The organism is Paenibacillus typhae (assembly GCF_900099765.1).
Lineage (GTDB): Bacteria > Bacillota > Bacilli > Paenibacillales > Paenibacillaceae > Paenibacillus_AQ > Paenibacillus_AQ typhae.
The window spans coordinates 113868-126612 of the sequence record NZ_FNDX01000011.1 but is presented as its reverse complement, the minus strand read 5'-3'; the positions used below and the strand labels follow the sequence as shown (position 1 = coordinate 126612).

General features: G+C 53.9%; 10 protein-coding genes. 4 read left to right on the top strand and 6 right to left on the bottom strand.

Annotated elements, in window-relative coordinates; all coding sequences use genetic code 11:
* Positions 1–9: 9 nt before the first annotated feature.
* Both BLR64_RS12475 and BLR64_RS12470 read right to left on the bottom strand, forming a co-directional pair.
* Positions 10–1578, bottom strand: a complete 1569-nt coding sequence (locus tag BLR64_RS12475) for a response regulator (RefSeq protein WP_090714528.1) — start codon at positions 1576–1578, stop codon at positions 10–12.
* A 29-nt stretch (positions 1579–1607) separates the two neighbouring features.
* The gene (locus BLR64_RS12470) at positions 1608–3419 is read right to left on the bottom strand and encodes a sensor histidine kinase (RefSeq protein WP_090714526.1); all 1812 of its coding nucleotides are present in this window, start codon (positions 3417–3419) and stop codon (positions 1608–1610) included.
* Positions 3420–3673: 254 nt separating this feature from the next.
* On the opposite strand from BLR64_RS12470, the gene BLR64_RS12465 reads away from it, so the two are divergent.
* From BLR64_RS12465 to BLR64_RS12455, 3 genes are all read left to right on the top strand, one after another.
* A complete protein-coding gene (locus tag BLR64_RS12465) occupies positions 3674–4564 on the top strand; it encodes a carbohydrate ABC transporter permease (RefSeq protein ID WP_090714525.1) in 891 nt (296 codons plus the stop codon).
* Positions 4564–5400, top strand: a complete 837-nt coding sequence (locus BLR64_RS12460; RefSeq protein WP_090714523.1) for a carbohydrate ABC transporter permease — start codon at positions 4564–4566, stop codon at positions 5398–5400. Before BLR64_RS12465 ends, BLR64_RS12460 begins: the two co-directional genes overlap by 1 nt.
* A gap of 121 nt (positions 5401–5521) precedes the next feature.
* Entirely contained in the window at positions 5522–6829 is a 1308-nt protein-coding gene (locus BLR64_RS12455; protein ID WP_090714521.1) for an ABC transporter substrate-binding protein, read from the top strand.
* Positions 6830–6901: 72 nt separating this feature from the next.
* On the opposite strand, the gene BLR64_RS12450 is transcribed toward BLR64_RS12455, so the two are convergent.
* Together BLR64_RS12450 and BLR64_RS12445 are read right to left on the bottom strand one after the other, a co-directional pair.
* Positions 6902–8179, bottom strand: coding sequence for an Nramp family divalent metal transporter (locus tag BLR64_RS12450; RefSeq protein ID WP_090714600.1), 1278 nt, complete (start codon positions 8177–8179; stop codon positions 6902–6904).
* 262 nt (positions 8180–8441) lie between these two features.
* A complete protein-coding gene (locus BLR64_RS12445) occupies positions 8442–9335 on the bottom strand; it encodes an MmyB family transcriptional regulator (RefSeq protein ID WP_090714519.1) in 894 nt (297 codons plus the stop codon).
* Between the two features lie 121 nt (positions 9336–9456).
* Between BLR64_RS12445 and BLR64_RS12440 the strand changes: the two genes are divergently transcribed.
* Positions 9457–10407, top strand: a complete 951-nt coding sequence (locus tag BLR64_RS12440) for an NADP-dependent oxidoreductase (protein ID WP_090714518.1) — start codon at positions 9457–9459, stop codon at positions 10405–10407.
* Between the two features lie 114 nt (positions 10408–10521).
* Here the strand turns inward: BLR64_RS12440 and BLR64_RS12435 are convergent, their stop codons facing one another.
* Both BLR64_RS12435 and BLR64_RS12430 read right to left on the bottom strand, forming a co-directional pair.
* Positions 10522–10725 carry a DUF2933 domain-containing protein gene (locus BLR64_RS12435; RefSeq protein ID WP_090714516.1) on the bottom strand — a complete coding sequence of 68 codons (204 nt, stop codon included), beginning with the start codon at positions 10723–10725 and terminating at the stop codon, positions 10522–10524.
* A 253-nt stretch (positions 10726–10978) separates the two neighbouring features.
* Positions 10979–12691, bottom strand: coding sequence for a glutamine--tRNA ligase/YqeY domain fusion protein (locus BLR64_RS12430; RefSeq protein WP_090714514.1), 1713 nt, complete (start codon positions 12689–12691; stop codon positions 10979–10981).
* Positions 12692–12745 lie beyond the last annotated feature (54 nt).

Here is a 12745-nt window from a genome sequence, read left to right as displayed (position 1 = left end):
GCAAGCAGCCTACTGCTTGCGGTATTCGCGCGGCGTCAGGCCGGTGGCTTTTTTGAATACGCGGCTGAAATATTTCTCATCCTCATAGCCGACCAGCTCGGAGATCTGCGACAGCCGCAGGCCCGTATTATGCAGCAGCGTCTTGGCCTTGCTGATTCTCAGGTTCGTTAAATAATCCGACAGGTTCTCGCCGCTGATCTGCTTGAATTTGCGCGATACATTCTCGCGGCTGATGAAGAAGCGCTCGGCAATATGCTGCAGGGTCATATCCTTGGCATAATTCTGCTCCAGGTACTCGCGGATGTCCTGAACAAGCCGGTTGTCCGGGGTAGACGCCCCTCCCTGAGCCAGACGCCGCAGCAGGGCTTTGAGCTGATTCTGCCAGTTCATAATTGAGAAGAGCCCTTCCTCGTCATAGCAGGTTTCAAGCCGGACTTCCGCTTCCGGCCGCCAGCGCTGCAGGACTGCACACAGCGCTTCCTGCTGGCGCATGAGACTGCTCTCTGTCAGCATTGGCAGCCCTCCCAGCCGTTCTCCCCACTCGGCAATAACCCGCTCCATCCGCTCCATATCACCGGATAATACAGCTAATCCGAGCTTCTCGGACAGGGTATCCGGGGCGTAGTCTTTTTCAGATCCACTATCCCCCTGCTGCTCCCTGTACAGGTGAATCCGTCCTTCGCGCTGCAGCAGATTGCGTTCATTCAGCCCTTCCCGCGCCTGTCGGAAGGCAGACTGCAGACCTTCCGGAAAAGCGCAAACCCGGCTAAGCCCGATATCGATTTGTACTCCGTATGCCTGTCTGACCGACTCATTGATGCGCTGGAGCCGCGCTTCCGCTTCTGTCACGCCGGCCCAGAACAGCATCACAATCTCTGCACCCGCCTGCCAGCTGCGGAAGGCGAACCCGCATCTCTCGGCAGTGATAACCTCGTTGCAGACATTGGCCAGCACGAAGGAGGTCAGCCCGACATCGCCGTGGAACCGCTGAAGCAGCCGGCAGCCGCTGTGCTGCAGCGAGATGACGGCAGCCCGGCAGCCCGCTGCATGCTCCGGCATGCCCAGCTCTTCGTGCAGCGCCGGCTTCAGCTCATTAAAGGATGCATGGCCGGTCACCAGATCCGAAAGCATTTTGTCCCAGTAGAGCGGCCGAAGCACATTCAGCTGTATATTCCGGCTGCGGGTCTGCTGCCGCTCCGCCTCCTCCTCCCGCCACAGCTTGAAGGCATGCTCTGCCGCGTCGATCAGCTGCCTGCTGTTCAGGGGCTTGAGCAGGTAATCCGTCCCGCCGTAGACGATTGCCGGCTTCACATAGTTGAAATCCTGATAGCCGCTGATCACAATCGTCTTGGTCTCCGGATAATGCCCGTGCAGCCATTCCAGCAGCTCCGCACCGTCCATCAGCGGCATCCGCATATCGGTGAATACAACCGCCGGCTGCTGCTCCTGCATAATCTGCATCGCTTCCTGCCCGTTCGTCGCCTCAAAGATGCCGTCAATCTGATGCTTCTCCCAGGGCACAAAATAGCGGATCGCCTCCCGCACATGCTTCTCATCATCTACGATCAGTACCTTCATCGTCTTCCGCTCCTTTGTGTATATGATGTTCAGCTCTCCAGCGGAATCAGCAGTGTAACCGTCAACCCTTGTCCCTCTTCGCTGTGCAGCTGGAGCTCTGCCCGGCCGCTCATCTGCAGGCGCAGCCGGGCCAGTACGTTGGACAGGCCGATCGCTTCATGCTCATTGCCGCCGCTATGCGCCAGTCCCGCGGCGATCTCCGCCAGCCTCGCCTCAGGAATCCCCTTGCCGTTATCCTTGACGGCAAGAATCAGCCTGCCCTGCTTATCGAGTGTGCAGGAGATTCTGATGAGCGCCTCACGGATTCCATCTGCAAAACCGTGCTTGAAGATATTTTCGACGATCGGCTGCAGGATCATCTTCGGTACGATAACCTCTAAAATAGCCTCGTCCGTTTCAATATCCAGCCGCAGATTCTCTTCGCCAAAGCGTTCGGTCTGCAGAATGACATAGTTCTGCACATGCTCCAGCTCATCACGCAGCGGCACCTGCGTCCGCTCCGTGTTCATCGAGTAGCGCATCATGCTGCCGAGTGAGTAGATAAGATCATACACCTTCGGCGCATTGTAACGCAGGGACAGGCTGGCAATCGACTGCAGGGCATTGTACAGGAAGTGGGGATTGACCTGGGCCTGCAGCGCCTTCAGCTGATTGGTTTTGTTGGCCAGCTCCAGCTTATACTCCTTGACGATCAGATCATTGATGGTGCGGGTCATGCCGGTGATTTTGCGGGTCAAAAGACCAAATTCATCCTCGCTCTCGGCTTCCACATGCGCATCCAGCTGGCCGATCTGCACCTTCTGGGTGAAGGCAATCAGCTTCTTGATCGGTCTTGTGAAGCCGATGGAAATTACAACTGCGACGATACCGCCCAGAATCAGAAACAATACGCCAATACCGGTGGTGAATCTGGTAATGATCCGTGCATCGGCGTACAAGTCCCCGTATGGCACCAGCTTGATAATGCTCCCCTTGAACAGGGGTGCATCGATATGCCGGTACATTACAATCCCGGCAAACCCGTCCTTTTTCCAGCTGAAATGGCCGCTTTCACTGCCCTGCGGAAGCCGGCTCCAGCCCGCTGTCACCTGCTTTCCGACCCATTCCGGATCAGACGAATACAGTGCCTGCCCCTGATCATTCAGCACATACAGGCGTTCCGTACCGGAATTATACATGGACCTCGCGATCCCCTCCAATTCGTCCAGCCGGAAGTCGACCGACAGGTCGGCCAGCACATTGGCGCTGGGCGCACGGTATAGCGGAAAGTGGGCGGTAAACACCGGCACCGTCCCTGATTTTAAATTCGGAAAGCCGGACTTCATCCCGTACTGGTGATCCATATGAGTTACCTCGAGAAACGGCCGGTAGGTCCCGCCCGGAACAGCCGAAGGCACATACTTGCCGGACTCACGGCGGAACAGCCCGCCAAGGAGCAGATTGGACTGCCGGGATGCCCGGACATACAGGTGAATCTGGAATGTATTCTGATCGGAGAGGAACAGATTGTAGAGCTGGGTTGATATAACCGCCCGCGTATCCGGCGCAGCCGTACCTTCCGGCAGATCCTCCGGAGCCTTGGCCGTTAGAAGCGTCGTATAAAAGGAGCTCGGCACATTGATTCCGCTGTACAGCGACATCGCCCGCTGGTTCATCCCGCTGAAATAGCTTCTGAGATTGCCCTCCCCGAGGGTGAGCAGCTTCGTATTCTGTTTGACGGACTGCTCCGTCACCGACTGCTTGGTATAGAGATAGGAGAACGTAACCGAGATTCCCGATGGAATCACGGAGGCCAGCAGCACAAGCGCCATCAGCCGGGTGCGGATACTGTTTTTGAACATGAAGGGCCTCCTGAAAAAATTCGACATCCGCTTATCATGTGTGAACGCTATCATTTTCACTTACTACAATCTTCGCAACGACAGCATACACCGAGTTTCGTGCGCAGCGCTACTATGAATTTTTTCCGGCTCTGCGGGTGCGCGCTGCAATATAATCCACTTTTCTAAGCATCAAATTGAGTGTTGAAGCCGCCGGAGGCTTTCTATAATGAAGTCGTGAACCTGTAGAATAACTATACAAAAGGAGACTCCATATGAGAAAAGCTCTGCGGCTTCAAAGAGGCTGGGGCCAGCAAATCGTGTTCCTCGGACCGTGCCTGCTCTTCTTCCTGACCATTGTGGTCACGCCTTTCTTCCTTGGCTTCTATTACTCCTCCACGGACTGGAACGGGCTCGATCTGGACAAAGCGGTCTGGACCGGCGCAGCCAACTGGAAACGGATTTTTTTGAATGACGACAAGTTCTGGGAATCCCTGCTCTTCACCCTGCGCTTCACGGTTGTATCCGTTGTGGCGGCCAATGCGCTGGCGCTGCTGCTGGCTTTTCTGCTGATGACCACGCTGAAGACCAAGAAGGTGCTGCGGACGATCTTTTTCATGCCAAACGTAATCGGTGGTATTCTGCTTGGCTACATCTGGCAGTTTATTTTTACCAAAGGCTTCGCCACGATCGGGGAGATTACCGGTATTTCGTTCTTTCAGCTTCCTTGGCTGGGCACACCGGGCACCGGCTTCTGGGGACTTGTCATCGTATTTGTCTGGCAGACCGCCGGCTATATGATGGTCATTTATATCGCGGCCCTGGCTGGAATTCCGAAGGATCTGATCGAAGCAGCCCGGATCGACGGCGCCCGCGCCCCGCAGCTGTTCCGCAGTGTCTATGTTCCTTTGATCATGCCGGCCATCACCATCTGCCTGTTCCTGACTACCTCCAACGCCTTCAAAATGTTCGACCTCAACCTGTCGCTGACCAAAGGCGGACCGGGAACCTCTACACAGTCGCTGGCCTATAACATTTATGCGGAGGCGCTGATTAACAACCGTTACGGGCTTGGCACCGCCAAGGCCTTGCTGTTCTTCGTAGCTGTATCGCTGATTACCGTTACCCAGGTATGGGTGACCAAACGGAAAGAGGTGTCGGCGTAATGGATACCAGCAGATACCGTCCGAAGCATTTTGTACTGGAAATCGCGGCTATTCTTCTAGCCCTCGTCTTCCTGTCGCCGTTCTATCTGGTGCTGAGCAATTCTGTCAAAAGCCTCAAGGAAATCCTGCTCGATGCCGCGTCCTTCCCTGCCGTTTACCACTGGGACAATTACGCCAAGGTGTGGGATGCGATTGATTTTCCGCAGGCGTTCTGGAATTCCTTATCCATTACGGTGCTGAGCGTCATCTTCATCGTAATGTTCAGCTCCATGGCAGCGTACCAGATTGTCAGAAAACCGTCGCGGTTCAACAGCTTTGTGTTCCTGCTGCTGGTGTCGGCGATGATTATTCCCTTTCAGTCCCTGATGCTGCAGCTGGTCCGGGTGACCAGTATACTGGAGCTGCGCGGCGAGCTGTACGGCATTGTGGCCTGTTATCTCGGCTTCGGCATGCCGCTGTCGGTCTTCCTGTTCCACGGCTTTATCAAAAGCGTGCCTTATGAGCTTGAGGAGGCTGCCCGGGTTGACGGCTCGAATCCTTACGGCGTATTTTTCCGGATTGTGTTTCCGCTCCTGCTGCCGATCATTGTTACTGTCATCATTCTCAATACGTTATGGATCTGGAACGATTATCTGCTGCCGGTGCTGGTGATCGGGGGCAACAAGGACCTGACTACCCTGCCGGTGGCCGTGACGAAATTCTTCGGGCAATATACGAAAAAGTGGGACCTTGCGCTTGCGGGACTGGTGATGGCGATTACGCCGATTCTGCTGTTCTTCCTGTCGCTGCAGCGTTATATTGTGGAAGGTGTAACCGCCGGCTCTGTTAAGGGATAACCGCATGCATAATCATAGGCTGCAACAATATCCACTTTTTCGAGCAAAATATTAAGTGTAAGTGAACATCCGGATGCTATACGATCTAGTTGCAGGAACCACAGACCAGGGAGGTTATTCTATGAAAAGAAAGCTTGCGTTGATTATGGCAACCGTTTGCACTCTGATTGCAGCGGGGTGCGGCAACAACAGCAGCAATAATGAGGGCAATGGCGGAGCAGCAACCAATGCTCCAAAAGAGACAGCTGCGGCTGAAGCAACAGCGGCTCCCGCCAAAGATGTGACGATCAAAATGTTCCAGTTCAAGGTTGAAATCGCCGAGCAGCTGAATGCACTGGCCGAAGAATACGAGAAGGAAACCGGCGTGAAGGTTGAAGTGGAAACACACGGCGGCGGTGAAGATTACGGCGCTCTGCTGAAGGCTGAAATCGCTTCCGGCTCTGAACCTGAAATCTTTAACAACGGCGGCTATACCGCTCTGGTCCCTTACATGGACCGCGCCACCGACTTGTCCGACCAGCCTTGGGCGGCCAATCTGATTCCAACCGCCAAAGCGCCTGCCACCGTCGACGGCAAGCTGTACGGGATGCCGATGAACGTTGAAGGCTACGGACTTATTTATAACAAGGATCTGTTTGAACAGGCCGGCATTACAGAAGAGCCTAAAACGCTGACCCAGCTTAAGGACGCTGCCGCCAAGCTTAAAGCCGCCGGCATCACTCCGTTTGAAGCGACTAATGAATGGTGGTCAATGGGGATTCACCTCGTTAACGTAGGCCTGGCCCACCAGCCTGATCCGAAGCAGTTCATTGAGGATGTCAAGGCAGGCACGCAGACGATCAAAGGCAATGCCGTATTCGAGCAGTGGCTGGATCTTGTTGATGTGATCTTCGACAACGCCCAGGACAACAAAATGACGACCGACTATGCTACACAGGTTGCCGAATTCGCCTCCGGCAAAGCAGCCATGATGCTGCAGGGCAACTGGACACAGGGAGACATCGACAAAATCGATCCGGCGCTGAACCTGGGCCTCCTCCCGCTGCCGATCAATGATGAAGAAGGCACGATCCTCGTCGGCGTACCGAATAACTATATCGTGAACAGCAAATCGGCACATCCGGAGGAAGCAAAAGCCTTCCTGAACTGGCTTGTTACCTCGGAGACCGGCCAGAAATATCTGACCAAGGAATTCAAATTCATTCCGGCAGAAACGAACATTGCTGCTGACGCTGCCGACATCGGCCAGGTTGCCGTTGCCGTACAGGAGAAATCAGCTACCGCACTCGGCTGGAACTGGGATATGTTCCCTGACGGCGTAACCCAGGGCTTCGGTGCTGCGATGCAGGAATACCTCGGCGAGCAGATCGACCGCGGCCAGCTGCTGGAGAAGCTGGATAAAGCGGTGCAGGATATTGTGAAGCAATAATTTCGCGCTATGTAAAAGCACCTTCAATCCCGTTTAGGCGGAATGGAAGGTGCTTTTTGTTGCAGGCTGTATTTAAACGAACATTTCTACGATTAGGAATAGGTTCAATGCTACTACCAGCGCCGAGATCATCCAGCCGAGTATAGTCGTAATTCTGCGGTTAACCAGCCCGTGCATAATCTTGCGGTTGCTGGTGAAAATGACCAGCGGAATGAGGGCAAAGGCAATCCCGAACGACAGCACGACCTGGCTCATGACCAGTGCGCTGGTCGCGTTGATTCCTAAGGCGATAATCGCCAGCGGCGGAATAATCGTAATCGCCCGCCGCAGATACAGGTTGATTCGCTTGTTGATGAAGCCCTGCATGACAACATCTCCTGCCATTGTGCCGACAGAGGAGCTGGATAAGCCGGCGATCAGCAGGCCCAGGCCAAAGGCAATTGCCGTAACCGGTCCGGCCAGATGGCTGAACTGCTCGAACGCGACATCCAGATCTTCGACCACCAGCCCGTTTTTGAAGAATAAGGCTGCGGATACAATCACCATTGCCATATTTACAGCCCCTGCGATTACCATCGCAATGACAATATCAATCATTTCCCACTTAAAAATCTGCTTCTTCTGCTTCTCGTCTACCCCCACTACCCGGCTCTGGGTCAGCGAGGAATGGAGATAAATCGCGTGCGGCATAACGGTTGCGCCGAGAATACCTGCGGCCAGCAGCACGCTGTCTACTCCCTGAAACGCCGGAGTGAAGATTCCCGCCACCACGGCCCCGGCATCCGGCTTCGCCATAATGACCTGGAAGGCAAAGGCCAGGACGACGACCATGACCATCGAGGCAATTCCTGCCTCGAGACTGCGGTAACCGCGCCGCTGCAACTCAAGTATAGCGAATGATCCTGCAGCCGTAATCAATGCAGCCGGCAGCATCGGAATGCCGAACAGCAGATATAGTCCGAGTGCTGCTCCTATAAACTCCGCCAGATCCGTAGCGATGATGACAAGCTCACTTTGAATCCATAAAAAGATGGCTGCCCCCTTCGGAAACTGCTCCCGCGCCACCTCCGGCAGGTTCTTGCCTGTTGCGATACCCAGCTTGGCGGATAACGCCTGGATCAGTACAGCCATCAGATTTGAAGCGGCGATTACCCACAATAGCAGATAGCCGTATTTCGAGCCGGCCGTAATATTGGTGGCAAAATTGCCCGGGTCCAGGTATGCTACTGAAGCAATAAAGGCCGGGCCCAGGAACGGCAGCAGCCGCTTCAGTCCTTTTACATCTCCGTTTAATACGGCCTGTGCCGAAACTTTAGCTTGTTTAGCCTTTAAAATGTTGCGTCTTTCCATAGCTGTCTGCTCGATCATATTAGTTCCTCCTTACGCCCCAAGTTGTCTATATACACGAAATGTTGTCTGCATACGTGAAATGTTGTCTGTACACCGAAAATTTGTGGTCACCCACTAAAGTTTCCCTCATGCAACTTTAATTTTATACTTATTATATGCCTCATATTGAAAAAAGTAAATGTAATTTTCATGGTTCGCTTTCCGGCTGCATACATAGATACAATTAACACGATCCGGGGCGTTACAATCAAGATCAGCCGGCTCAGATGAGCCGGCTGTAATCAGCAGAACTGCCTATAGATGCAAATACATGACGCGCCGCTTCATCCGCCGGCAGGAATACTCCAATTCCCGGAAACCGGCCGCTGCCGGCCGAGAGATAAATCTGCTTGTACCGGATCGGCACAAGATCATTTGTACCTTTTACTCTGGCAAGAACGGATCTATATAAAGGCTCTCCCGGCTTGGTATCATCATTTCTTATGCCCCAATACTTTTCCCCGCCGTGCAGATGCAGTCTCTGCAGCAGCTTCTGATACCAGTCATCATACCGGGACAGCAGATGATTCCTCCTGAACGCATGCAGACCGTTGATCGCATGTGCTTCCCACTGCGCATATGCATCTTTACTAAATGTGGCACGGGAGCGGACAGGCAGCTCAGCGCTGAAATGAAAATCCATCAGATTGATCTCATTTGCGGAGATGGCTTCAGGGGATAAATCAAACAGATCCGTAAACAGCTCATTGGCTCCCTTAATTTCCAGGGTTGGAGCTACAAGCATTGCCGGCATGCCGAGTGTATTCAGCAGCTGCCGCGCTATCCCCAGCTCCTGTTCCACCAGTTCCCCGTGCATATCGGGCTGAACGGGCAGATAACCGGCTGCTGCAAGCAGCTCATTCCGCTCATCGAAGGTGCATTCAAGATATTCCGCTATACGCAGCATCGTTTCGCGGTCCGGTAAGCGTTGTGAGCGGCCGACCAGCAGATTTTTATAGGTCTGGCAGGCCTCATCGTTCAATTCCTGCTGAGTGAATCTTTTCAAGGCCGGATGGGGCTGCAGGCTATATTTACGCTGGCGCTTTAGACGTAACGATTCGACTTCCCCAAGTGCTGCTTTCAGCAATTTTTTCTGCAAACCCTTATCTGCGCTCATACCGTTTCCCCCAATCCTCTAATTACACAAGTGCAGTTCTGCACTTGGGCAAATCGTTGCCGTCTATTATTATATTTCCCGTGAAGCGCAATTCATATCTTTTAAAACTTAGGGAGGAACTATGAAAGCTATAGTCATGTCAGATTACGGAAATGCCAGCGTCCTCCAGGAGCAGGAAGTGGCCCGGCCAGCCTTACAGGATCATGAGGTTCTTGTCGAAATGCACGTAACCACCGTCAATTCCGGAGATCAGCTGATTCGTTCCGGCGCCTTCAGGGAAGCACTTCCGGTACGGTTTCCGCATATTCTTGGTGTGGAGATCGGAGGCGTAGTCCAAGAAACGGGAAAAAGGGTATCCCGGGTCAAGCCGGGCGACCGTGTGATTGGTTTTTCTTTTACTGGCGGAGCTTATGCAGACTATATTGCAGTAAATGAGCACTCACTGGCCGTAATTCCTGACACCCTTACCTTCGGGGAGACAACGTCATTGTCCGGCGTAGGTCTGACTGCATGGCAGGCCTTATTCCGTTACGGAAATATACAGGCCGGAGAGCGGGTCCTCATTCATGCCGGTGCAGGAGCGGTAGGACATCTCGCGGTGCAACTAGCCAAACAGCACGGGGCTTATGTTGTGGCTACAGCGCGTACCGGAAATCTGGAATTTGTCCGCGGGCTGGGAGCCGATGAAGTAATCGACTATCTGGCTGAAGATTTTGCCGAGGTTATGCAGCCGGTCGATCTTGTGCTTGATATGGTCCGGGATGGCGGGGCTACGGAGAGCAGAAGCTTCGCTGTGCTAAAGGACGGAGGAAAGTATTTGTCGCTCGTATCTCCGGCTGTCAGACACAATCCGGTGGTCCGCGGGATCGAAAATCTGTTTGTTCAGGCCGTCCCCGATTCCGCCGGCTGGTCCTCCCTCATCCGCAGCGTACAGGAGCATAAGCTTAAAGTACATGTAGACCAGTTCTTCCCGTTCACTGCCGAAGGTGTGGCAGAAGCCCACCGGACCAATGAAGCCGGAGGCAAAAAGGGCCAGCTGCTAATCTCCTGGAACCGTGAGCTTCAAGCCTAGTACCCTCATGCGCCGGCCTGTTCTATGTAGGTTTGGGCCATAACAAAGGGAGACAGGCTCAGCGCCTGCCTCCCTTTATTCGCTTACACAATACAATTCCACAGTAAATCTCCGCTATAGCGTACTACTCTGCATTTCTGCACGCAGCTGTTCATTCTGCGCCTTCAGCAAGCGGAGCTCCTGTTCCAGCTCCTCCACATGCTTACGCTTCGTATGGCCCCCGTGACCGCGATGGTTACCATGACCACCGGGCATACCGAACATCATCAGAATCATCATCAGCGGACAAACCAGCGTTACCAGCCAGGACCAATTCATCGTTGTGCCTCCTTCAGGATTTCAGTTGATACTCCCAGTATAGAGGCTATTTGTGGAGAAAATATGTTGTTGCCGACTTTGTACAAGAATTAAGTGACGAATTTCCACTTAGTTACAACGAGTACCGCTCTGTCAAAAAAACAGCATCGTCATCCGCCCCCATGATGCATATTACTTAACACTTCTTATCAGGCTGGTTTCAGCTACTGTAGCTGTATGTTCATCTAAAGGCTTCATAAATACTCTTCCCGCCCTACTTCCTCCCCTTCCACCCGTCCTTCAGCGGTACGATCCGGTTGAACACCAGATGCTCAGGGCTGCACAGCTTGTTGTCCGAGGTAAAATAGCCGTGGCGGATGAACTGGAATCTTTCCAGCGCCAGCGCTTCGAGCACATAGGGCTCGACCAGACAGTGCTTCAAAGTCCGGATGGAATCGGGATTGAGGACATCCTCCCAAGCTTCGCTCTCCTCCTTCGGCCCTTCGCCAACCTTCAGCAGCTGCTCATACAAATTCACCTCAGCGGGCACCGCATGGCTGGCGGATACCCAGTGGATCGTCCCTTTGACCTTCCGCCCGCTCATGGCGCTGCCGCTCTTCGTCTCAGAATCATAGGTGCAGCGCAGCTCGCTGATTTCCCCGGTCACCGGGTCCTTGATCACCTCATTGCACTTGATAATATACGCCCCCTTCAGGCGCACTTCACCGCCTGGGATCAGCCGCCGGAAGCCCGGCACAGGATGCTCCATGAAGTCCTCACGTTCAATGTAGAGCACGCTGCTGAAAGGAGCCTCTCTTGTCCCCAGCTCCGGATTCTCACTGTTGTTATCCAGACTCAGCAGCTCTGTCTCCGGTCCGGTATAGTTGGTGATCACTACCTTGAGCGGTTCTAGCACAGCCATTACCGCAGGAACACTGGCCTTCAGATCCTGTCTCAGCACATGCTCCAGCAGCGAAAAGTCCACCATCGAATGGCTTCGGACCATCCCGATCTCGGTCACAAACCGCTTGATGCTCTCCGGGGTAAAGCCCCTTCTGCGCAGCCCGCGTAAGGTAGGCAGCCGCGGATCATCCCAGCCGTCCACATGGCCGCCGGCCACCAGCTGGCGGAGGTATCTTTTGCTCGTAACGACTCCGGTCAGGTTGACTCTGCCGAACTCCCTTTGCCGCGGCGGCTCGGGAATATCCAGCTCATTCAGCACCCATTCATACAGCGGCCGGTGGTCCTTGAACTCCAGCGAGCACAGGGAATGGGTCACTCCCTCAATCGCATCCTGGATTGGATGGGCAAAGTCATACATCGGGTAGATGCACCATTCATCCCCGGTCCGGTAATGCGGCGCGTGAATAATTCTATATAGAATAGGGTCCCGGAGATTGATGTTGGGCGAGCCCATATCGATTTTGGCCCGGAGCACCATGGAGCCTGTGGGGTAATCGCCCTGCCGCATTCCGGCGAACAAAGCCAGATTCTCCTCCAGAGGACGGTCACGGTACGGGCTGTTTTTTCCCGGCTGCGTCAATGTGCCCCTGTAGGCAGTCACTTCTTCCGGCGCAAGCCCGCAGACATAGGCTTTTCCCTTTCGGATCAGGGTTACTGCACTTTCATAGATCTGTTCCGAATAGTCGGAGCCGTAATAGATATGCCCCTCCGGGCTTGCACCCAGCCACTCCAGATCCTCGATGATCGCGTGCACGTATTCCATGTCCTCTTTTAAAGGATTGGTATCGTCAAAACGCAAATGAAAATGACCGCCGAATTTACGGGCCAGGTCATAGTTGGTATGGATGGCAAACGCACTGCCGATATGAAGATAGCCGTTGGGCTCGGGCGGAAAGCGGGTACAGATGTCCCTGCTGAACACTCTGCTCTCCACGTCTTCCCTGATCAGCTTTTCCATAAAATGTTCACCGGCAGCTGCCGTATCGTCTAACGTTGTGCCGGTTTCTGCAGATAGCTCTCTCATTCGAATAACCTCCTGTGAATGGGTAAAATCTCCGCTTATTAAAGTTTGCTGGTT